The organism is Clostridium weizhouense (assembly GCF_019431045.1).
Classification (GTDB): domain Bacteria; phylum Bacillota; class Clostridia; order Clostridiales; family Clostridiaceae; genus Clostridium; species Clostridium weizhouense.
In genome coordinates this window covers 72,055-97,005 of sequence record NZ_JAHXPT010000009.1, presented here as the reverse complement: position 1 = coordinate 97,005, position 24,951 = coordinate 72,055, and the positions used below count along the sequence as shown (strand labels likewise).

Annotated in this window: 18 protein-coding genes; 5 read left to right on the top strand and 13 right to left on the bottom strand. The window is 26.4% G+C overall.

Translation table 11 applies throughout. From position 1 onward, the window contains the following. Positions 1-238: 238 nt before the first annotated feature. A complete protein-coding gene (locus KYD98_RS11785; RefSeq protein WP_219780237.1) occupies positions 239-2,473 on the bottom strand; it encodes an N-acetylmuramoyl-L-alanine amidase in 2,235 nt (744 codons plus the stop codon). A 405-nt stretch (positions 2,474-2,878) separates the two neighbouring features. Here KYD98_RS11785 and KYD98_RS11780 point away from each other — a divergent pair, with 405 nt between their 5' ends. Both KYD98_RS11780 and KYD98_RS11775 read left to right on the top strand, forming a co-directional pair. Beyond that, complete coding sequence (locus tag KYD98_RS11780) at positions 2,879-3,148, top strand: ATP cone domain-containing protein (protein WP_219780236.1); 270 nt, start codon at positions 2,879-2,881, stop codon at positions 3,146-3,148. A gap of 95 nt (positions 3,149-3,243) precedes the next feature. Next, on the top strand, positions 3,244-4,074 hold the full coding sequence (locus tag KYD98_RS11775; protein ID WP_219780235.1) for a Cof-type HAD-IIB family hydrolase: 831 nt from the start codon (positions 3,244-3,246) through the stop codon (positions 4,072-4,074). 73 nt (positions 4,075-4,147) lie between these two features. Here the strand turns inward: KYD98_RS11775 and KYD98_RS11770 are convergent, their stop codons facing one another. Continuing rightward, positions 4,148-4,594 carry a hypothetical protein gene (locus tag KYD98_RS11770; RefSeq protein WP_258049793.1) on the bottom strand — a complete coding sequence of 149 codons (447 nt, stop codon included), beginning with the start codon at positions 4,592-4,594 and terminating at the stop codon, positions 4,148-4,150. 292 nt (positions 4,595-4,886) lie between these two features. Further along, positions 4,887-5,327, bottom strand: a complete 441-nt coding sequence (locus tag KYD98_RS11765; protein ID WP_219780234.1) for a hypothetical protein — start codon at positions 5,325-5,327, stop codon at positions 4,887-4,889. A 336-nt stretch (positions 5,328-5,663) separates the two neighbouring features. On the opposite strand from KYD98_RS11765, the gene KYD98_RS18240 reads away from it, so the two are divergent. Next, positions 5,664-5,786 (top strand): hypothetical protein, encoded by a 123-nt coding sequence (locus KYD98_RS18240; RefSeq protein ID WP_258049791.1) that lies wholly within the window; start codon positions 5,664-5,666, stop codon positions 5,784-5,786. 312 nt (positions 5,787-6,098) lie between these two features. Here the strand turns inward: KYD98_RS18240 and KYD98_RS11760 are convergent, their stop codons facing one another. The 3 genes from KYD98_RS11760 to KYD98_RS11750 are packed head-to-tail and all read right to left on the bottom strand — an operon-like array spanning position 6,099 to position 7,828. Next, positions 6,099-6,275 (bottom strand): Spo0E family sporulation regulatory protein-aspartic acid phosphatase, encoded by a 177-nt coding sequence (locus tag KYD98_RS11760; protein ID WP_219780233.1) that lies wholly within the window; start codon positions 6,273-6,275, stop codon positions 6,099-6,101. Positions 6,276-6,333: 58 nt separating this feature from the next. Then, on the bottom strand, positions 6,334-7,338 hold the full coding sequence (locus tag KYD98_RS11755) for a DUF4367 domain-containing protein (protein WP_219780232.1): 1,005 nt from the start codon (positions 7,336-7,338) through the stop codon (positions 6,334-6,336). Then, positions 7,331-7,828, bottom strand: a complete 498-nt coding sequence (locus KYD98_RS11750) for a sigma-70 family RNA polymerase sigma factor (protein WP_219780306.1) — start codon at positions 7,826-7,828, stop codon at positions 7,331-7,333. The genes KYD98_RS11755 and KYD98_RS11750 overlap by 8 nt, the downstream gene beginning before the upstream one ends. A 275-nt stretch (positions 7,829-8,103) precedes the next feature. Here KYD98_RS11750 and KYD98_RS11745 point away from each other — a divergent pair, with 275 nt between their 5' ends. Continuing rightward, positions 8,104-9,801: a methyl-accepting chemotaxis protein gene (locus KYD98_RS11745; RefSeq protein WP_219780231.1), complete on the top strand. Its 1,698-nt coding sequence runs from the start codon at positions 8,104-8,106 to the stop codon at positions 9,799-9,801. 54 nt (positions 9,802-9,855) lie between these two features. Here the strand turns inward: KYD98_RS11745 and KYD98_RS11740 are convergent, their stop codons facing one another. From KYD98_RS11740 to KYD98_RS11710, 7 genes are all read right to left on the bottom strand, one after another. Further along, a complete protein-coding gene (locus tag KYD98_RS11740; protein WP_219780230.1) occupies positions 9,856-10,491 on the bottom strand; it encodes a hypothetical protein in 636 nt (211 codons plus the stop codon). A gap of 527 nt (positions 10,492-11,018) precedes the next feature. Further along, complete coding sequence (locus KYD98_RS11735) at positions 11,019-12,614, bottom strand: peptide chain release factor 3 (RefSeq protein ID WP_219780229.1); 1,596 nt, start codon at positions 12,612-12,614, stop codon at positions 11,019-11,021. A 951-nt stretch (positions 12,615-13,565) separates the two neighbouring features. Next, entirely contained in the window at positions 13,566-17,810 is a 4,245-nt protein-coding gene (locus KYD98_RS11730) for an InlB B-repeat-containing protein (RefSeq protein ID WP_219780228.1), read from the bottom strand. Between the two features lie 883 nt (positions 17,811-18,693). Then, positions 18,694-19,206, bottom strand: a complete 513-nt coding sequence (locus KYD98_RS11725) for a hypothetical protein (RefSeq protein ID WP_219780227.1) — start codon at positions 19,204-19,206, stop codon at positions 18,694-18,696. Beyond that, a complete protein-coding gene (locus KYD98_RS11720) occupies positions 19,178-19,981 on the bottom strand; it encodes a MurR/RpiR family transcriptional regulator (RefSeq protein WP_219780226.1) in 804 nt (267 codons plus the stop codon). The genes KYD98_RS11725 and KYD98_RS11720 overlap by 29 nt, the downstream gene beginning before the upstream one ends. 391 nt (positions 19,982-20,372) lie before the next feature. Further along, entirely contained in the window at positions 20,373-21,698 is a 1,326-nt protein-coding gene (locus KYD98_RS11715) for a 6-phospho-alpha-glucosidase (RefSeq protein WP_219780225.1), read from the bottom strand. A 194-nt stretch (positions 21,699-21,892) separates the two neighbouring features. Next, positions 21,893-23,464 carry an alpha-glucoside-specific PTS transporter subunit IIBC gene (locus tag KYD98_RS11710; protein WP_219780224.1) on the bottom strand — a complete coding sequence of 524 codons (1,572 nt, stop codon included), beginning with the start codon at positions 23,462-23,464 and terminating at the stop codon, positions 21,893-21,895. A 499-nt stretch (positions 23,465-23,963) separates the two neighbouring features. On the opposite strand from KYD98_RS11710, the gene KYD98_RS11705 reads away from it, so the two are divergent. Beyond that, positions 23,964-24,440: a PTS sugar transporter subunit IIA gene (locus KYD98_RS11705; protein WP_219780223.1), complete on the top strand. Its 477-nt coding sequence runs from the start codon at positions 23,964-23,966 to the stop codon at positions 24,438-24,440. Positions 24,441-24,951 lie beyond the last annotated feature (511 nt).

Genomic DNA, 24,951 nt, shown 5'->3' with positions numbered 1-24,951 from the left:
TTTTTTGTTTATTTTCAATTTTATTAAATATTTTTAGAAATACTGTTAAATTCTATTATTTATAATAATATATTAATTACCATACTTTTAATTTATTTTAAATTTTTCTCTATTCTTTATATACATAAAAAAGAACATATTTCAATATAATTTTTTTGAAACATGCTCTTTCTTATATTATTTATTAAGATTCATTTTTGAATGCACCTTAGTTCTTCGAAACAATTATCACTATTTTTTAATTTAACTCACTTGCTATAGCTTCTGCTATTGATGATGCCACCATTGATTGATTATTTGAATCTGCACATTTAGCAGCTTCACTCGGATTTGTAATAAATCCACATTCTACTAATACTGCTGGCATGTTTGTATTTCTACATACATTTAAGTTTTGATCTTTTGCACCTCTATTAGTAAACCCAGCATTATTGCAAATTTTATTTACAATACTTGTTGCCATTGCTTTACTTTTAAGAATTCTATCTTGATTTGCTGATCTTCCACCCATTCTACTATCTTGCGGATTTGTACTATAGAAAACTTCTATACCATTTGCTGATGCTGCCTCTGCTGAATTATGATGTATACTCACAAAAAAGTCTGCATTAAGTCCATTAGCTAAGTTCACTCTCTTATCAAGACTTTGAGCTACAGCTAAAGTTTCTCTATCAGATTCATTTCTTGTCATAACAACTGTATATCCTTTAGATTCTAAATATGATTTAAGTTTAATTGAAACTTGCATATTTAAATCTCTTTCTGAATATGTAATTCTATTATGTGTAGCATAAGCTCCATCATCTCCACCAAAGTTATGTCCTGGATCTATTACTACTAACTCTTTACCACCATTATTAGTATTATTTCCTGGATTTGGAGTAACAGAAGGTTTATTTCCATTAGAATTATTAGAAGAATCATTAGATTTTCTCTTTCCATCTGCTCCTATTTTATATCCATCTACTGTTGTATTTGTAAGAACTTTTCCTGAAGTCTTATCTAAATAATAAAAGTTTGATCCACTTTGTACCCAACCTGTTGCCATTGTTCCATTACTATTTAAATAGTACCAAGTTCCATCAAGTTCAAGCCATCCTTTAGCCATTGCACCTGTATCATATAAATAATAATAGTTTCCATCCGGATTAATCCAGCCTGTTAACATTTGTGAATCACGATTTAAATAATACCAATTATTATTTACAGATATCCACCCTGTTATATTTTTTCCGCTATCATTAAAACAATATGTTTTTCCATCTATTGATTTAACTCCTGTTACCATACTTCCATCACCTTGCATATAGTAACTAGAACCATTATCTGAAAGCCATCCTAATTTTAATTTGCCTGACTTTTCAATATAGTACCATTTTTTATCAACTGATATCCATCCTTCAGTTGAATACATAGCTCCAGATTTCTCTAAATAATATAAATCTGATCTATCACAAATAAATCCTGTTGCCATAGCTCCACTTGTTTGCATATAGTACCATTTATTATTAATTTGTTTCCATCCAATAACCATCGTTCCATTATCATTAAAATAGTACCATGAATCACTATAATTTATCCAACCAGTTCTCATCTTTCCACTATCATCTAAATAGTACCAATTACTATCTGGCTTAATCCAGCCTTTTTCTTTGATGTTATCAGAATTGTAATAATACCAATCTCCATCTTCATTTTTCCAACCAATTGTAGATTTGTTCTTAGGTTCATTTGACGGTTGTGGTATTACTGGTTTTTCAAAATTAATAACCAAATCACCAACTAATCCACCTGGTTTGTTTTCTGTACTTCCTGGCTTTAGTTTTGATGAACTATCATCATCTTCTTCATCATCAGTGTTACTGTCATCTAAATCTATATTTAAATAAGAAGATAATGCTCTATAATAATTATTTACCTCTTCACCATAAGTAAGGCTTGGAGCCCATTTGCCTCCTAATGAATTAACTGTTTTTGCTTTACCTTTTATACTTATAAAATGTCTTGGATCATAAGTATTTTGTTTAGGATACCCATCTGCTCCTGCATATAATGCTAAATGATCCAGATGAGCTTGTACACCTTCATCCCATGAATCAAACTTTTTGTGAGCATTTTTGTCTTTATCTCCTCCGCCTTGTGATGTCTTCATTCCACATGGATTATGATAATTTGCATCTAATACTCCCCCAAAATTACCAAATGCAGTTTCTTTTCCTGCTTGTACATAAGCAATTGCAGGATTAACATTCCCACATTTCTGTGAATATTTCCAATAGAGATCTGCTAACTCTAAAAATTCTTCACTCGCCCCTTTAGTTTTTGCCCATTTTTTTGCTTGATTAGCTGTTATAGAAGTATCAGATATTATATTAATATCTGTAACAGCAGCTTCTGCAATTGTTGTCGGGATTAAACCTATAAGCATTACAAAAGCAATTAAAAATGATGCTATTTTATTTTTCATAGTCAAAATAATCCACCCCTCCTCTTAAGACATACCAAAGAAAATAATAAATTATATGCTATATATTTAAAGTTAGATAAAAATACAGAAACAATCATATACTATCAATTAAATTTATGACAAAATATGACTCAAAATATATAAACATACTTGTCTATTATTTTTTTAATGAGCCTAAGTTTTTTAAACAAGTTTTTACTACATATAACTCAATTCTAGCATAGGCGATAAAAAATGTAAATTTATAATAATATTAATATATTCGTCCACAATTATCTATTTTTAATACTTTTATTCTAATAATTTTTAAATTTAAATCAAATATTACAAAATACATCAAAGTTATTCAAGTAAGTACTTTAAGTTTTTTTAAAATAATAATATAATTAAATTAAGATTGGAGTTGATTTTATGAACATTATAAAAAAAAGTGGAAACATAGAAGAATTTGAAGTTTCTAAAATAAAGAGATCAATCCTTAATGCTTCAAAACAAACACAAGAAGCTTTGTCGGATTCTGAACTTAACTTAATTGAAAAAGAAGTAATCAAAATTTTAGAAAAACTAAAGAGAAGTGAAACTTCATCTTATGAAATTTTTTCCATCTGTTTAAACGTTTTAGTTGAATTAGGATTTAACTCAATTGCTAAGAGTTATTTAGATGGTTCTTTAAATTTTTAAAGTATATAATTCCCTAAAAGAATAAAAAATAGCCTCGATGGAATATTAACATCGAGGCAATTCTTAGTTAATATTAATTACAGGAGGATAACTTTATGAAATATAAACTAATCTGTATAGATATGGATGGAACTTTATTAAGTGGACATAGTGAAATAAGTGAAAAAAATAAATACGTATTAAAGAAAGCTGTTGATAAAGGAATAAAAATTGCAATAAGTACTGGAAGAATTTTTGCTTCTGCCGATTATTTTGCAAATCTTGTAGGTATAAAAACTGAACTTATTTCTTGTAATGGAGCTTATATTAAAAATAGAGCTACTGATGAAGTCATATATTCAAATACATTAACAAAAGAACAAGTCTTGAAAATTTATAATACTATACATGATAAAGGATTTAGAATTATATATTACACTTGTGATACTGCAATTATAGATACTCCTTTTAAGGAAAACCATACATATAATATTACAAACAAGTTAGTTCCTGCAGAAAAACAAGTTAAATTCTTTATAACTTCAGATATACATGAAATACTAGATAAATTTGGAGATTCTATAATTAAAATTATAGGATTAGATGACTCCAATAATAATAAACAAAAACTTCTTAATGTAAAAAATGAACTTCTTAAATTTTCTGATTTAGAAACTGTAAGCTCTGGTAGTAATAACTTTGAAATAATGCAAAAAGGTGTCTCAAAAGGCAATGCTGCAAAAATACTTGGAGAAAAATTAGGAATAAAAAAAGAAGAAACTATCTGTATTGGTGACAATGAAAATGATGTATCAATGATTAAATATGCTGGACTTGGTATTGCTATGGGCAATGGATCTGAAGTGGCAAAAAAAGCTGCTGATTACATTACTGATACAAATATAAATGATGGTGTTGCAAAGGCAATAGAAAAATTTGCACTTTAATAAATATTCTTAATAGCTAAATACTTCTAGATAGCAAAATCTTAGCTCAGTTAAAGAAATGCTTTACTAGAGACTAAGATTTCTGTTCTTCTGGGGTAGATGTCCATATTCCTTCTTCATTAAAATAAAATCCATTTACTGTAGTATTTTTAGCCATACTACCATCAGAATTTAAATAATACCAATTACCTTTATATTGAATCCAACCAGTTCTCATTTTTCCATCTTCTTCTGTAAAATACCATTTATTATCATACTTAATCCATCCACTCTTCATATTCCAATCTTCATAATAGTAAAAATCTCCATTCTTTTCTATCCATCCAGTACCCTTAATCATATTTAATTCATTTTTTATATTAAATACAGAAAATGAAGGAGTATTCCTGCGAAATACCATAATAGCGCTTAATGATGATATCACTACAGTTATAACAAATATAAATATTATTAGTAGCATTTGAATTAAACTTTTCTTACTTTTAGTATTATTATTTTTTTTTATATTATTTTTCCTCATTAAAACATCTCCTCCATCTAAACTTAAGTATCTATTTACAATATATTATGCAATATTTTTCTAAAGAAACACAGACATAACAATATAATTTAGGTACATGAATAAAGAACAATTGATAATAAAAACTTCTTTTCATTATCAATTGTTCTTTATTCATCATAACTCAACTTAATTATAAAACTGTATCTTTAACAGTAATTTTGATATTTTAATATAAACTCTAACTATAAATTATTCTTTTTACTCTTAAAAACTAGTTTTATAGCCACTACTATTTAAGATATTTTTTTAATTATTTAGAATTGTACCTTTCAAAAATTTTATCTGCTATTTCTTCGTTTATATTTTTCAAATTATTTAAATATAAAAAAGCACTTCCTTCATATTCTTGCTCTTCTCCAAATAAGCTGACTTCATAACAACTTCTTATAACATTTATAATACAATTTTCATAATGCTCTTCACTACAACTTTTACATCTTTTTAATATATCAGAAATTGCCGTAATAACTGTTTCTTGATCATATACTCTTGTATCTGTTATAGGAATATTTTTGTATCCATCTCTAATATATGTTACTTTATTTTTCAAGCATCCCTTAATACATTCTTTTCCATATCCAACTAAACATTTTTCTTTAGCGCATCCATTACACTCTTCTTCACCCAAACAGCATGGTGCTAATTTATTAACTAATTCATTAAAATTTACTTCTTTAAATGCAACTCCCATTTTATATCCCCCATATCATTTATATATTTAAATCACAATTTTATTTTATAACTCATATTTTTAAACGTTTGTTAAGTAACGAATTTTTTATCTACACAAGATATCACAACTCGTTTTTATTATATAATAATTATTATCTTTCAATAGTAATTATAGCATGCTTTTCCATTGAATTCAAATTATTCTAAACTATAATCTAAAAACTTATTATATTGATGAATAAATTATATAAGTTACAATAAAGTTTATTCATTAATATAAATGTTAGAATATTTTTAAATAAAATGATAAGACTAATAAAGAAAATTTGATTATGCATTAAAGGGAGGATTTAATATGATTAATAAAAGTACTTCTGATGTTTCATCAAGAAACTATCCTAAGAAAATTAATAATGAGGAACATCAAAAAAGTCCTTATGGCAAAAATGAACCTTCTCCACGTACAACTTATAAATAGTATATATTTTATAAAATTATAAAAATATGCTTTCTAAAACTTCATTTACTTAATATTTCTAACCATAGATTAATGTAAATTTTCTTATAGTAATAGATTAAACTATTACTATAAAATTATATAACTCTTCCAATGTTATATTTAATAAAAATCAGCTTCCTTATTAATCAAATTCTATATAAATGGTAGAAATATTTAATATGTCATGATTAACCTAAAAAAATATGATAATCAGTACTATAAAACTGATTATCATATTTTTTATTGTTCTTATATTCTAAGTAATTGAATTACTTAATATTTTACTCCCAATTAATAATATGCTAATTTTGACTTAAATAGTTGTAATTTCATCTCTTCAACAATTATTTTATCTATTTCTTGACTTATTCTTAAGCTATTTTCATTATCTATTCCAAATTTATGTATTGATTTATATAATTCTTCTCTTAATTTTAGTCTTCTCCTTCTTAATTCATCCGAAATCATAATTAATCGCCCCCATATTTAACTATTGAAATATATTGTAATAATTTTAAAGTTCCGTTTACTTACTTATATCGATATTTTTAACTATATCTAAAATTTCTTCTTCCCCAAGACCATTTTTAGTTAAAATACTATAAGATATATTATCCTTATTCCATTTTGCAAGATTTATTAAACTCTTATCTCCGCTTAAACTTATATTAGTTTCATCAAAATTTATTATTTTTTCTAGTTTATATTGAGTATAGTCACCACTTATATCTTTATCCTTTTTAGAGGTTCTAAAATTAATAGAACTGTTATCTACTTTATTAGAATATGTTATTGACACTACACTATTTTCAATATAACTTATGGTATCTATTTTAAAGTTTGGAGGTAACTTCTTCGGAATTTTAAACTCAAAATCAACTGCTTTTTTCAATTCTGTTAAGCTTTCAAAATTCCTTTCATTTAATATTGTTCGCACTAACTGGCTACTAGCATTAGATTGCATTTTAGGTTCTGGACTACTATAAGGGGTATTCTTAACATTTTCATTATCTAATAAATTATTTTGTGAATTTATACTTTTTTCATTAAACTTATCATTTTTTAAAGGTACTTTACTTTCATTTCCTTCTTGATTTATAGGTTCATTTACATTTGATCGTTTTATTTGATTATTTTCATTTTCTTTATTTAATGAAGAATCTGTATTTGTAGAGTTTATCTTTTCTTCCGTATCTTCTTTTCTTTCCCTTGATTCTAAATCCTTATTTTTTAACTCATCACTATTATCCGTTTTTTCTGTTATATTTATGTTCTTTGAAACATTCATTTGTTGTAAATCAGGCTCTCCAAATTTAAATAATTTTATAAATGTATTATTAGTTATACTAAATAAAACAATTGAAAAACAAGCAGCATACATTACTAAATTACTAAATATTCTGTTAGAAAGTCTTTTAACCTTAACATTATCTTCTTTTTCATTTACATTATTAACATTAGAAAGTATCCGATTTTTCATATCTTCATCCATAACAATTTTATTCATTACATCCTTGTAGTTCTTACTCAAAATCATATCCTCCTTTCAATGTCTTTTTAAGTATTTTTCTAGCTCTATGTAATAAAGAACGTACCGTAGACTCTTTCTTACCAATTATCAAAGCAATATTAGCCGTAGTATAATCTTCATAATAAAATAAATGTATTACCTCTCTATATTTTATTGGTAAATTCATTACTGCTTCAAATACATCGGCATTCCCCTCTGTATAATTATCATAATGAGGAAGTTCTATTAACGATTCTCTATATTTAAACCATGAAGATTTTAATTTATTTATACAAAGATTTCTAGTTACACAAAGAAGCCATGATTTTTTATGTTCTTCATTTTTAAAATCATCTTTATTTTTAATTAGCTTTATTAAAACATCTTGAAGTATATCTTCTGAATCATGGATATTTTTCATATATGAATATGAAAGCCTAAGTAACATATTTCCATATTTCTCTAAATCTTCTGATATAATTTCATCCGTACGCAATGAAATATCATTCATCATAATTACCCCCTCATTTATTAAAACAACTAAAGAAGATAAAATGTTGCATTTTTTATTTTTTATATTAACTACTAATCAGAATATAGTAACATAAAAAATAAATTATAAAAACTCAAAAGTATTTCCGACCTAATGGTATATACCAATTTAAAATGGTATAATATTAAAAAATCACTTAAATAACTGGTATTTTTTTAATTTTTTATAATTTTATTATAATATGGATAAATTTCAATTTATTTACTAAAGAAAATAGAAAAGGAGAACTTTATATGAAAAGTATAAAACTAAAAATACTTGTACCTGTTTTTTTTATGCTGATATTTTTTATAGGTTTTATGGTAATTCAATTTATTTACACAAATAATAATTTAAAATTAGTAAAAGAAATGAATGAAAAACATTTTACTACTAGCTCAATGGCTGATGAGTTAAAACTTGATGTTGTACAAGTTCAACAATGGCTTACTGACATAAGTGCAACAAGAGCTGCTGAAGGATTTGATGATGGCTTTGATAATGCTGAAAAATATGCACAGAATATAAAATCTATAACTCAAAAACTAAAAAAGATAAATCCTGAAAATATAAAAGATATTGAAAGTATAGAAAAAAGTTTTAATCCCTATTACGAAACCGGGAAAAATATGGCAAATGCATATATTAATGGTGGTCCGCAAGAAGGTAACTTATATATGGAAGATTTTGATACTACAGCAGAATTAATTAATGATAAAGTAGATAAATATAAGGAATCTTCTACTAAAAATATTAGTAAATCTATAAAAAATATAGAAAACTCTATTAAAAACACTATAACCATTATAATGATATCTATTATAATTTCAGTAATAATAACAATATTATCATGGATATTTATTACTAAAAACATTGTAAATCCAATAACAAAAATTTTATCAAAATTAAAATCTATGGCTAATAATGAAGGTGATTTAACTCAACATATTGATTTTACTAGTAATGATGAAATTGGTGAATTAGCAAAAAATTTCAATCTAATGCAGGAGTCCTTTAGAAATATAGTTAAAGTTATTGTTAATGAATCTAATATTGTTGAACACAAGCTTAAAAATACCAATAAAAACATTGATGAATTGGATTATTTAATACAAGATATGTTTGCTTCAACAGAAAAGCTTTCCAGCGGAATGGAAGAAACAGCTGCATCTACAGAAGAAGTAAGTTTAATAACATCCAAAATTAACTCTTATCTTGATGCAATTACAACAAAGGCTAAAAATGAATCTGAAAATTCATTTTTAATTACAGAAAGAGCTAACACACTTAAAAATATAGCTATTAATTCTAAGGAAAAAGCAGAAAAAATTAATGTTGAAACTCAACAAAAACTTTTAGAAGCTATCGAAAAATCTAAAGAGGTAGAAAAAATCAATATTTTATCTGAATCTGTATTACAAATAGCCTCTCAAACTAATTTATTATCATTAAATGCATCAATTGAAGCAGAACGTGCAGGAGAAGCTGGAAAAGGCTTTGCTGTTGTAGCTAACCAAATTAAAAAGCTTGCAGATGATTCAAAAACTACTGTTTCTGAAATAAAAACAGTTAATGATATGATTATTAATACAGTTGAAAATCTAGTAAATACATCAAAAGAAATGGTGGAATTTATAAATAGTCAAGTCATACAAGATTATAATATGATTGTTAAAACTGGAGAACAATATAGTAATGATGCCAATATTATTAATAATATGACAACTGATTTTAATGAGACTTCAAATAAAATGAGTATTTCAATTGGTACTGTTGTAGAATCTATAAAGCAAATAAATTCTGCAAATAATGAGTCTGCAAATGGAACAAACAATATTAGTAAAAAAATGAATATTATATCTGAAAAATCTAATACTATGATAAACTTACTTGAAGAAGTTAATGATAGTACTTTTAAATTAGTTTCTACTGTTAGTAATTTTAAAATTTAATAAAAATTAATTAAAGCGCTATCCAGACTATATCATTTGGATAGCCTTTATTTTTTATCCTGTAAAATTGCAAAGAAATATATATTGTCTTCTTAATTCTTTTCTATACCAGTCTGTTTTGATTATACTAATATAAGCATCTACTATTTTTTTAATTTGAGCTTCTTTAGTAAATTGCTCTACTAACCCTACTGTAAATAATAGAGTAACTCCTAATGTAAGTAGATATCTTACATTATTAGAAAGCTCTTTAAATATAAACATAAAAATTCCAAGTAAAATTGATCCTCCTATTGAAAAATAAGTAATATAATCTATTTTACTTTTAGTATTTTTTACTTTTTCCATAAGCTTGTCAACATTATTAACATCTTTAAAAAATAGTTCTAGCTTATCTTTATATATCTCCATAAACTTAGCTAATACATATTTATGTCCTTCTTCATTAATTATAGTTGAAATTCTCATACACATTACTAAAGAGTATTCATATTCACTTATATCTTTATAAATATATTCATCCTTCTTTTCCAGACTTGGCATTTTTACAGTTAATTTTCCTATCTCGTTAAGAACTAATTCATAATTATCATTTACAAGATTTATATAACTCTCTTTAATAATTTGTAATGATTTCTCTATCAATTTATTATTAGTATATGTTTGATTTAATAAATCTAAAATTGTCATGATTATCCCCCCTTATAGATTGTCCAAATTTATTCCTATCAATTAAATATTATATATGCTTCTAACTAGATATTATTAATTAAACAAATAATTTTCTATTAAAAATTCTATAAAACTTTTATAAAAAATTTAAAATGTAATAACGTAATTAGAGTATATATTAAATATCAATTTAATTATAACAATTTTAAACATTTTTTTCTCCTTGATTATGTAAAAAACCATTAAATTTAACTATAGAAAAATATGTTACCATATATTTTCGATTATTGTATAAAATTCTTTATATAACAACTACGTCAATACAAACTTTTTATTTATTTTTTAATTTTATGAATAAAAATCAGATTTTTGTCCTAACATACCCCTGGGGTACCCCAGGGGTATATAATTATTTACACACACTCAAAAAAGTAGTAGCTTTTAAAATTAAAAAGCTACTACTTTTCATCTAATATTGGCAATATTATTATCTTTTAATTACACATTTAATTTTAAATAGTATTATTAATTTTCATATTTAAAATCTAATCTTCACTCTTACCTACAGATGAAAGTACCAATCCCTTATTATGCTCTAGAGCCCAGCTTATGCCCCAATCATTTTGGAATATAAGTAAGTTTCTATCTTTAAGATCTTTAACTTTCTTAGTATCTGATGTTAAATTTAAAGTGTCCATATCAACATCTTTATTTTCAATCCATCTAACATATCTATAAGATAATCTATCCATCTTGATATCAACATTATATTCATTATTTAATCTATATTCAAGAACTTCAAATTGAAGCACACCAACAACTCCAACTATAATTTCTTCCATACCTATATGTATTTCTTTAAATACTTGAATTGCTCCTTCTTGAGCTATTTGAGTAACACCTTTTATAAATTGCTTTCTCTTCATAGTATCCACTGGTCTTACTCTTGCAAAATGTTCTGGTGCAAATACTGGAATTCCTTCAAATTTAAATTTCTTTGATGGAGAACACAATGTATCACCTATTGAGAATATACCTGGGTCAAATACCCCTATGATATCTCCTGCATAAGCTTCTTCAACAATTTCTCTATCTTGAGCCATAAATTGTTGAGGTTGTGCAAGTTTAATTTTCTTTTCGCCTTGCATATGGTATACATCTTCACCTTTATTAAACTTACCTGAACAAATTCTCATAAAAGCAATTCTATCTCTATGTGCTTTATTCATATTAGCTTGTATCTTAAATACAAATGCAGAAAATTTATCTTCAAATGGATCAATACGTCCTTCTGTAGAATTTCTTGCAAGTGGTGATGTAGTCATTTCTAAGAAATGTTCTAAAAATGGTTCTACACCAAAGTTTGTTAATGCTGAACCGAAGAATACTGGAGTTAATTCTCCTCTTCTTACAGCATCTAAATCTAAATCATCTCCAGCAATGTCTAGAAGTTCAATATCTTCCATTAACTTATCATGAAGTGCTTCCCCTAAAATTTCTCTAAACTTAGGATCATCTGGAGAACCTTCTATAGCCTCAACTTCATTTTGACCATGATTTCCACCATTGAAAGCTATAATTCTATTATTATCTCTTTCATATACACCTTTAAATTCCTTACCTGAACCTATTGGCCAGTTCATTGGATAAGTTTTAATTCCTAATTCATTTTCAATATCTTCAAGTAAACCAAATGGATCTTTAGCTTCTCTATCCATTTTATTTACAAAAGTAAAAATAGGCATTTCTCTTAAAGATGCAACATGGAATAACTTTCTTGTTTGATCCTCTATACCTTTTGCAGCATCTACAACCATTACTGCACTATCTGCTGCCATAAGTGTTCTATATGTATCTTCTGAGAAGTCTTGGTGACCTGGAGTATCTAATATATTAATACAATGATCATTATAGTTAAATTGCATAACAGAGGAAGTAACTGAGATACCTCTTTGTTTTTCTATTTCCATCCAGTCAGAAACTGCATGTTTAGATGCTTTTCTTGCTTTAACAGAACCTGCAAGTCTAATAGCACCTCCATATAATAAAAACTTTTCTGTTAATGTAGTTTTTCCGGCATCAGGATGGGAAATAATCGCAAAAGTTCTTCTCTTTTGAATTTCATTTATATAATCAGCCAAAATAATTCCTCCCTAATTTTTTTTAATTACTTGTATCTTAAATCATGCTTAAGTTATATCTTAAACACTATAATAATATATAATTCCAAATGCTAAATAACAAAAGTGACTGTGCCATCTTTCAGTTTACAATTGACAGTTGACAATGCACAATTGTGGTTGAAAGCCACAGGCTTTTTAAAAATATATTTTTTTAAATTCTATAATTCCCTAAAAACAAAAAAACATATAAGCTGCACTATATAATTTGCATTACAAAATAATTATGTTTATTGCAGTAGACATATATAACACAAAATTATAAATGCAACTTATTTAAGTCTAAAATCAAATTATGTTTTAAGTAAATATAAATTTTAACCTTAAAACATCTTCAAAAATAATTAAAACGCATTAATAGTAATAAAAATCACTTTAAGATTTTTTAGAGTTTAGACACATAAGAGAAATGTGCCTTATTGCAAATACAATATTAATATTAAAATATATATTTGCAAATTACAATATATATCTAGTTAGGTACATGAAATAAAATAATAGACCAAAGATGCTTTGTATATTTTGTGTCAGACAAGGAAGCAAGTTTAACTAATAGCGAGCTATTAACTAAATTTACTGACGCAGTATGACGCAAAACAGACGAGCATACTGGTCTATTATTTTTTGAATGTGCCTAAAATCATATATATTGCCTAAAGTATTATATCATATAAAAGAGTTCAAATACATATTGATTAACTCATTTTATGATCATCGTTAATATATTCTCTAAAATCAAACATATAAATAATCTTTATTTGAACTATATAGTTTAACTTTAGTTATCCTTAATTATAGCCAAAATTTAAGTTTATCAAACTTTAAAAATTCTATAATTTCCTCTTATTATAAAAGACTTAAAATCAACTTTAAATAAGCTAACTTTAAGTCTTTTACTGTTAATATTTTAATTTATTTTTTTGTCACTTCAATATTATTAGATGACTTAGTTATTGAATCTACTGTTATTTTTGCTGAATATGTTCCACTTGTTGCTGCATTAAAGTCTACATTAAATGTACCATCACTTTGTATTACAACATCATTTTTTATAATTTGTGGATTTAATGAAGAATTACTCTTTAATAATTCAACTGTAGCAACTTTACCTACTACACAATCCACTTTACCTGTTACAATTACTTTTCCCGTATCATCTGATGAAGCTAAAATATTTATTATTACAGCATTTTTAGGCTTTATTTTACAACCTATATCTAATTTACTTGATACTTTATACGCTGTAGCTATATTAGTATCTGAAGTTACCCCTGTCCAATCATAGGAAAATTCGTTCATTCCTGAAATTCCACTTATCATTGAAGGTGTTACTGTTATAATTACATTATTTCCACCAAGTACTGCATCACCTGATTTAATTGTATTAGTACTATTAGATCTATTATTAACCTCTGTTAAACTTACTTTACTTCTAGTAATATCTATTGAGCTTGTACCAGTTAAATTGCAATTAAATGTATAGTAATTTAATACTGTAGAACTATTTGCTGCATCTTTTATTTCAATTTGTTCTCCTATATCCTTATTATTAATAAATATATTATAAATTCCACTTTCTAATCTCTTTGTTTTTACCTTACCTAATGAATCATTCATTACTGGTATTGAAGTTCCTAAGCTTCCATTATCTAATTTTTTCTTTAATGTTATTGTTCCAGTTCCATCCCATGCACTACCATCTTTATTAATAGTTATAGTTGCTTCATAACCATTTTTTAATACTGATGCTATTAAAGTTTTTGTTGCACTTTCTATTTGAGATAATGATGAGTTTTGATTTTGTTCAACTTTTACAGCATTCATTACTGCTGGTACATATTTTCTCCAACTTTCTTCCGTGTAATCTGTCTCTTTTTTCTTCCAAGTAGTACGGTTTACATCCATCTCATTATCTAAAGTAACTTTTAATTCTTCTCTTGCCTTTTTTAATTTTTCTGTTGCTTCTAAATTAGCATCATCATTTTTCTTTAATCTTGTTTGGGTCATAACTGCATTATTAAAATTCTTACTAATGATTCCAACTTCATCTACGGTATACTCTAATGGTCTATAAACACTTTTAGCAACTTCTGTTGTATATTTATTAGTTAATTCAATTAAATTTGCATAATCTGATTTATTTAATCCAAGAGCTTGTGCAGATTTGCTGAATCCATCTGTATTAAATAAGTTAACAAGATTTGAATATTTAGTATCCCCAGCATCTTTTTTCATTGCATCATTAATAGCATTCACTCCATCTAAAACCTCTTGAGCTATCTTATTAACATAGAAGTATCCTGATGATTCACGTTCTAATGCTCCTATTGTTATTTTTACTTTATATGCCCCTTTTCCTAATCCTATAAAATCAGTTGTAAGATTTCCATCTTCATCTATCTTCACATCAGATCCATTCTTTGCAGCAATTAAAGCACCATCTTTAAATAATTCGACCTTTGCATTTTGACTTTCATATTTATATACCTTTGCAGTAACTGTAGCATTACCTGAATTATCATTAGCTGCCATACCTTTAATATTACTTATTATCACTTCATTTGGATACACATTACAAACAAGGTCTACCTTCCCATGTACTTTTAAATCTGAAATTGAATATGAAGCAGATTCTGATTCTTTTTTACCATCTATACTACTCCATAAATAAGTAAATTCTTTTGTCTCATTACTATTAGCATTCATTGTAAGCACTAAATCATTATTAGAATCATAAAGTACAGCGTCTCCAGATTTAACAGATAAATAACCAGTTAAGGTATTACCATACTTAGCAATAATTTCACCCTTTGTTATATCTGAGTTTTTCATTTCATATTTTACTGTATAATAATATAAATTTTCTTCAGGCAATTTATTGTCAGATATAGTATCTGGTACAGTTATAGTTTTTCCTGTAGGCTTTCCATCAACTAATATCTTATACTCTCCTTTAGTTAATGTTGCCTTATATGAACTTTCTCCTCCACGATCTGCTTTTATTGGAGTAGATAATCCTTTTTGGAAACTCATATCTTTATAAAAATCAGTCCATACATCATCGTTTTTATAAATATTAACAGTTACTAAATGAGCACCTGTTAATGCATCCTTAGATGAATTTAAATAGTTTATTGCACCCTCTACATTTGATAAAACAGCATTATCATTACTTTCAACTTCTTTTGCATTTGTTAATGCTAAAATATATCTATTCCAACTTTCTTTAGTATTTTCTTCTTGCTTTGCTTTTAAAGTGGTTCTTGAAACTCCATCAGAATATTGGTCATTAATAGCTTTCGTTAATTTTTCTTTTGCCTCTTTTAATTTCTTATCTGATTCTGTTTTATTGTCATTTTCCTGTTTTGATCTAGATTGATTTATAACAGCCATATTAAATATATTTGAAATTCCTATTGCTTCACTTTCAAGTTCTTTTTTATATACATTTTCATTAGAATTTCCTGATATATAATTTCTAGATTTTATATCAGCATAAACTGCCTTTGCAACACCTAATTGATAAACTTGTTCTTTATCAGATGTCAATTCTAAATCTTTATACTTATTATATTGAGCTTCGCTTACTCCAATAGATAACATATTATCTTGAGTTAATTTTTCCTTAACTGCTAATATTTTTGCATCTTCATCACCTTGCATATTTACTGCATTATTTATTCCTTCTACTGCCTTTCCCAATTTTGTATTAAATCTCTTGACATATGCAATGAAATCTTTTGTTAGAGGAGTTGCATCTCCCTTTGAAATAGTAGCTGTTAATTTTACTTTTACATTACTGCCATCTCCATCAGGTCTAGTTACTTTTCCAATAACATTGTTATTACTTGAAGAGTCTTCTTCAATAGTAATAACTTTATCAGTTTCTCCATCAAGATTATTAGCTGTCCATTTAATTGTAGTTCCATATGCTCCTGTTGTTGGTAAATTTAAATCAGAAGTTACTAAGCTTACATCACCTAATTTAAGATTATCTGCTGCATTTTGAATATCAGTATTTGATATATCATTCTTTGATAACACCTTAAACTCTTCTGAACTTACACTTACTTTTCCTACTGTTACCTTAGCAGTAAAGGTTCCTGGTATCATATCTGTAAATGTGCATCCTATATATCCATTGCTATTTATTCCTACAGTTTGTGTTTTTCCTTCTACTACTTGTCCTGTGATTTTATCAATTAATTCAATAGTTGCTTTTGTTCCAGATGCAAAATTCTTTGCATTTGCAGTTACTTTAACGCTACTTACCCCTGAATCATTGGTAAATACTTTTGAAGTTACCTTTACAAGTTGTACTTGTTCATTATCTGATCCATTATTTTCATTTCCTGAACCTGATTCAGATCCACCAGAAGAACCCTTTTTAACCCATTTAGCATGTAATTTAAGATTAGATCTTACTTTTGTATCATCTGTAAATTCCTTATCAAAATCTTCATCTTTATACCATCCATCAAATTCATAGCCATCTTTTGTAGGCTCATCTGGTAACTCTATTGTTTTTCCTGCTTTTATTCCACTTATTGATGATACCTTACTTCCACCATTTGAATCAAAAGTAACTTTAAATTTAACCTTTACTTCCTTAACATCATCAAATATATCATCTTCTTCATCCTCTTTATAAGAAGAATTATTTGAATTAGCTCCCCATGATTCCCCGTTTTCAGTATAAGGAGGTTTAAACTTCCCATCTAAGATGTTGTTATTTATATCAAAACTTTTATTTGGAGTTGGTATTTTATCTCCTACTGCTATACCTTGTTGATTAAATGTATATGATCTACCATTTATAGAAATATTGCCTGTCTGCATAATTCCATTCCCACCAAAAGCATAAACCTTACCATCAATTTCGATTATCCCTGTTTGCATTACACCAGTAGAATCTGTATAATACCATGCACCCCAGTCATTAATCCAACCTTTTCTCATATTTCCACTATAATCGAAATAATACCACTTTCCATCAATTGACTTCCATCCTATAGCTCTAGAATTGCCTTCTATCCAATTCCAATTTCCATAATTATCTTTATTCCATGCTGCTGAAACTCCGGTCGGTGCAACACTTAAAACAGTCGTAGCTGCAAGTACTGCTGCCACAGCCTTCTTTAAAAGAATATTTTTCATTTGATCTCTCCTAACTAAAAAAGTAATATATAAGTTCCAATAAAGTTTGTTTATTTATATAAATCTTAGACTATTTATAACAAAGTATAACTAACTATTTTAGTAATGAACTTATATAGGAAATTTATGATATATATAATCTAACTAGATGTTATTAATTAAAAATATAATTTTCTATAAAAATCATATAAAAGATTATAAATCTAATAACTTAATTAGAATATATATATTAAATTTAATAATACTTTTTTAAAAACATACTGATTTACTTATTAAAATTTATTTAATAAATATTTAAATATTTAATATAATCTTTCATTATTAATCCTTAATATATTATATAATACAATAATACCAAATTTTATTAAGTATGTAACCCTTAAAAGTAACTATATAATCATTTAATAAATAATTATTATGCAGTAATATAAATCTTGTATAGATTTACATGTGAAAACAAAATTAAAGCTTTTTCAAAATAAATACTACAAAAAAGTGGCTACGCCACGTTTCAATTGACAGTTGACAATGCACAATTATGGTTGAAAGCCTTTGACTTTCTTAAAAGTATATATTTTAGAAATCACACGGTGATTTCATCCTACATTGTCAATTGTCCATCGTCCATTATCAATTCAAAAACCTCTCCATAAACTTATATTTTATCAAGGTTTCATGCTTCTCAAATTCTATACTTTCCTATACATAAAAAAGTTGATATTAAGTATAAAACTCATACTTAATATCAACTTTCGTTTAAACAAAATAAAAAATCATTATATGTTTATATAACTATCTATATACTATAAATAATTTAAGATCTATTAATAATAATTTTAATTTCTATAAATAGATTTTATCTATATAATATCAATAATTTAGATTACAATCTCATTCTTACATAAGTACATATTATTACAATAAACATCGTAAATACACTTATTGCTAAATTACCTATAGCTTTTTTATTTTTTATTTCTATCTTAAATTTATTAAAATCAATTTTTTTCTTATCAAATACTTTATACATTACATATATTATAGGAAATGCTGCAATTAAATTAAATAATACAATTTGACCAAGTACTACTAATCCTAATATTATTTCTGATAATAGTAAGTTTTTATCATTCTCTAAATTTTTTAGCGAATAATCACAACAAATTCCACTAAAAGGAGCTAACATTGAAGTAATAAATGCAATTGTCATACTTGGATTTTCAATAACTTGCTTAAAGATCATTTCTCCAGTTTGTAATGAATTTATATATAAATATATTAAAAATAAAATTGGGGTCATTTCTAGAAATAATGTTATAATCCTTAATATTAAAAATTCATGCTTATATTTATCTTTATTTGTTTTATTAATCTGTTTCAATTCCCTTTTCTTCATTATTTTCCTCCTCAATAGTCATAGATTGAGTTTTTATGTAAGTTAAATATTGCCTAAAAAGTACATCAACTAAAAGGAAAAAGAATGCTGTTGTTTCATGTACTCTACCTTTATCAAGATTAATTTTTGCAGTTGATATGTATAAATTATATTTACAATTCCTTGCTAATATATTGTCACTAAATTTAGTCATTGATATAGTATTAATTCTATTCATTTTAAAAATAGTAGTTATTCCTTTTAAAAGTTCATTATTTCCAGATAATGATATTGCTATAAACACATCTTTATCCGTTATATCTGAAACTACAGTTTTTAATTCTGTTTCTCCTTCAATTACATAAAAATATTTGCTTACTATTAAAAAAGTTCTTTGCATTTCTTTTGCTACTGCTGTTTGAGTCATTCCTGTACCATATACAAATACCCTATCAGCATTTTGTATTAATTCACAGATTTCAGAAAGCTTTTTATTATCTAAATGTCTTCTAGTTTCTTCTAAATCTAAATAAAATTTACTTACATAGTCTTCTTCAGTATTTTCTTCTTCTTGTTCTTCCCACCTTAAAAATACTTTAAATTCACTATATCCCTTAAAACCTAATTTTTGAGTGAATCTTAAAATTGTTGTCCTTGATACATTACAATTATCAGCAAGGTCATTTATAGATATATTTCGACACTTCTTTTTATTACTACATATAAACTTTAAAATATACAAATCATTTTCATTAAGTTTTGAATAATTATTATTTACTACCTCTTCTAACCTCATCTCTGACACCTCCCCAGCTATTATAATTATATCAAATAAATATAAATAATATATATTATTTATATTTATTCTATATGCTATAAGCTGAGAACGTTGCTGTTCCATGTTTCAATTGATAGTTGACAATAGATAATTATGCTTGAAAGCCATAGGCTTTCTTTAATATATATTTAGAAATTACAAGGTGATTTCATCCTACATTGTCAATTGTCCATCATCTATTGTCAATTCAAAAATACCTTAATACCATTAAATTTTATCAACATTTCAGAGTTTGAAAATGACATAATTCCTCAAAAGAAAGGTTGCTTATTTGAATAATTCAAATTCAAGCAACCTCTACCTAATTACATTTTAGTTATTTTGTAAGAAATTTTGATAAATTTAACTTTTATTTTAATTCTGGCCAATATTCTTTATTAGCTTCAATTAAATCATCAAGAATTTGTTTTGCAACTTTCGCACTTGGTACTGTCTTTGATAATGTAATTGCTTGCCATAATTTTTGATATGAACCTTCTGCCCATGCTTCAACTGTTAATTTTTCTACTGAAACTTGTTGTTCCATTAATCCTTTTTGGAATTGAGGAATAGTTCCAACAACTAATGGTTCTGGTCCTTGACTTCCAACTATACATGGTATTTCAACCATTCCTGTTTTATCAAAGTTTTCAATAGCTCCATTATTTTCTACTATTAATAACATTCTTTCTTTAGTGTTATATGCAATAGCTCTAGCTAAATCAACTATATATGAAGCATGTTCATCAACATGTAATTCACATCCTTTTGCTGTTCCTTTCTCTACAACTTTTTCACATTCTCCAAATACAAATTTTTCTCTTCCATCCATAACTTCATTTGCTCTAGTGTATTCTTTATTAGAATGTTCTACAACATAATCTTGGAATAAGTAGTATTTTAAATATGTGTTTGGTAAAGTTGTTGGATCTACTGCAAATACATCTTTTGCTTTTCCAAAAGTATCATTCCAGCTAGCATCTGTATGTTGGTATTCTTCAACATCAACATTATATCCATATTTAGCAACATGTTCTTTTATCTTTGGCATTAAGTCATTTCCTTGTTTATCTTTAATACTTGTCCACCAACCAAAGTGATTTAATCCAAAGTATTTAATTTCCATTTCTTTTCTTGAAGATAATCCAACTATTTTAGCCATATGTTCTTCAATTCCAACTGGCATATCACAGATATTTAATATCTTTGAGTTTGGTCTTAATTTTCTAGTAGCTTCTGCAACTATTGCTGCTGGATTAGAGTAATTTAACATCCATGCATTTGGAGAATATTTTTCCATATAATCAATTATTTCAAGTATTCCACCAATTGAACGCATTCCATATGCAATTCCTCCTGGTCCACAAGTTTCTTGACCTAATACATTATATTTTAATGGAATTTTTTCATCTAATTCTCTCATTGCATATTTACCAACTCTAATGTGAGCCATTATAAAATCAATATCTGTAAATGCTTCTTCTGGTTTTGTTGTTTGCATAAATTCTATTTCAGGTGCTCTTTCTTTTAATATTATTTCACATGCCTTAGCAACTTTATCTTGTCTATCAGCATCATTATCATAAAATTTAATCTTTCTAATTGGGAACTTTTCTAAGTTTTCAAGTAACATTAATACTATTCCTGGTGTAAATGTACTTCCACCGCCTGCTATTACTACTGAGAATTTTTTCATTTTTCATTCCTCCTAAAATTACTATATTTTATTAAATTTAATCTTTATTTTATATTTATATATTTTGTATTTATTATTTATATAATATGATTTATTGTGTTTATAGCTTTAATCATATATTTAACTTTTAAGTTTGGGTATGTTTTAAGTATAATGTTAATTTAAAACATACCCTTAAAATCTTATTCTAAACTTTATAGTAATGATTCAAATCTTTCCCTAACTTGTGGTACTGATAATCCTACTATAACTTGTATTGCTTTTCCTTTATTAACCAAGCCATGTGCTCCAGCTGCTACAAATACACTTGTATCTTTTACTAAGCTTGGATCTTTTACTGTAACTCTAAGTCTAGTTGCACAATTAGTAACATCTTGAATATTGTCTTTTCCACCTAAAGCTTCTAAAAATGCTTTTGCTTTAACATCTCTAGCATCTTCTCCTTGTGATGAGTTTTCTTGATTCTTTTTAGCTTTATAATCAGCTTTTCTATATAGCTTTTCTTCTTCACTATCTGTACGTCCTGGAGTTTTAAAATCAAACTTAAGTATTAAGAATCTAAATACAAAGAAATAAATTCCTGTGAATATTAATCCTATTATTATTTGAGTTATATAAGTTCCTGGATGATATTTAAATAATGGAAGCCAATTTTGAGCTGCCCAATCTATTAAACCTGATCCAAAGTTACCTGTTACTCCAAATGCAAATGATGTTGCTGCTAATGTTGCTGCTAATAATGCATGTACTAAAAATAATACTGGTGCAATAAATAAGAATGTAAATTCAAGTGGTTCAGTAATTCCTGCAAATACTGCTGTTAATGTTGCTGGAATTAAAAGTCCTGCTACTATCTTTTTCTTTTCTGGTTTTGCTGTTGCATACATTGCTAATGCTATACCTGTACAACCAAAGACTTTTGATAATCCATGTAAAGCAAATCCACCTTCTGGAAACATTTCTTTTAATGTATGAGCTGTATTAGTAAACTCTTGTATATGAGCTGGCCAATAACTTTGAATTCCTTCATTAACAACTGCTGGTCCAAATATAAATGGTGTGTAAATAAAATGATGTAATCCTGTTGGTATCAATATACGTTCTAAGAATGTATATATCCAAACTCCAAATACTCCTGAAACTTTTAAGAAACCTTGCATTGAATTAATTCCACCTTGGATAATTGGCCATATGAAACATAATGCTAATGCAACTGGTATCATTACAAAGAATCCAATTATGCATACAAAAGATGATCCTTTAAATACCCCTAACCATTCTGGTAATTCTGTATCAAAATATTTGTCATGAATGAATACTGTAATTGCTGAAATTAGTATTGCTCCAATCATTCCTAGATCCAATGTTTTTATGTTAGCAATCATTGCTAGTCCACTTGTTCCACCTGGTTCTAAGCTATAGTCAACACCAAATGATGGTCCCCATAAATTAAGCATCGCTGCCATAAAATAATTGAAAGTGATGTATATAACCAATGATTCTAAACAAGCACGTGCATTGTTTTTCTTTGCTAGTCCTATTGGAAGTCCAATTACAAATAATAACGGTAATTGTCTAAATACTGTCCAACATCCTTCTTCTATTACGTACCAAATGTTGTACCACATAGTTCCTTTTGTTGCCATCGAACCCATCAAATCAGGATTTTTAAATAATATTGATAGTGCTACCATTATTCCTGAAAATGAAAATAATAATACCGGTGTAAACATAGCGCCACCAAATCGTTGGATTTTTTGCATCATAACGTTTTCCCCCTCATCATTTTTCTACTGTTGTATTGCTTTGTTGTGTTTATATTATCACCACAAGATTACGTTTACAATAACTTTTGGACATGTAGTTCTTTTTCACATACATTGGTATTTGTTATTATTTATGTGAAATTTCACACCTTGCAGATATACTATTGTTTTTACTTTAATCTATCTTTAAAATTAGAATTAATCACATTAAAATACAATAATGCACAAGCATTGTTAATATGTTATTTGGGTTATTGTACCTTATGTGAATTAGTCATAAAGATTATATAATTTTAAAAATAATATATTAGTATCTTATTAATCCATATTGTTACACTCTCATTAACACATCTTGATGCTCATTAATATATTATTTTTAGTATCACAGGTCCAATGTAAACATTTAACTAAAAAAAGAATTGTATAAATATACAGTTAATAAAGGGTTATAGGTTACCTTAATCAATCTAAATATATTATATAAGGATGGTAATAAATAATGTTTAATTTTTTAAAAAAACCACTACATATTATAGCACCAATTTCTGGACAAACAATAAGTCTTGATAAAGTTCCAGATCCAGTATTTGCAGAAAAAATGGCAGGTGACGGTGTTGCTATAGACTCTACAGGAGATACAGTAGTTGCTCCTTGTGATGGTACAATAACACTGATAATGGATAGTAAACATGCCTTTGCAATGACTACTGATGAGGGAATTGAATTATTAGTACATGTAGGTTTAGAAACTGTTGAATTAAATGGAGAAGGATTTGAAGTTTTACAAAAAGTAAACACTAAAGTAACAGCTGGAACTCCTATCTTAAAAGTAAATAGGACTTTCATAGAATCAAAAGGAATTTCTCTAATAACTCCTGTACTTATAGTTAACCATGATAAATTAAAAATGTTAAATCCAATAATTAATCAAACAGTTTCTTGTGGAAAAACTCCTGTTATTGAATATAAACTATAATTTTAAAAAACAATCTCCCAAAAGTATAAACTTTATACCTTTGGGAGTTTTTATATTATAAATTTTTATATAAAAAAAGTCATAAGAAAATACATTCTTATGACTTTGTAATGTTTTTTTGTTTAATAACTATCCAGCTGAAGGATTGATCTTACTTATTATTGAAATATTAATATACAAATAATCGTTTAACTTATTTAATGTCGACATATGTATTTGAGTTAAACTCTTATGAAATCAACATGATAATTAATGGTAATAATCGAAATTTTGTCGCAAAACAGATATAATTAAAATTCGGATTATTTTTAAGCTGAATAGTTATCTTGTACCTATATATTTACATAAGATATGTATTAAGTAAACCTTTATTCTTCTAAATTCAAAAAACAATACACCAACGGCAAATAAATAACTTATCTGCATTTAATGTATTGTTTCTGCTTAATTATTCTTTTTATTCCTTTTTTCTTCTCTTTAATGCACCAAAACAAATGATTTAAGTTCATTT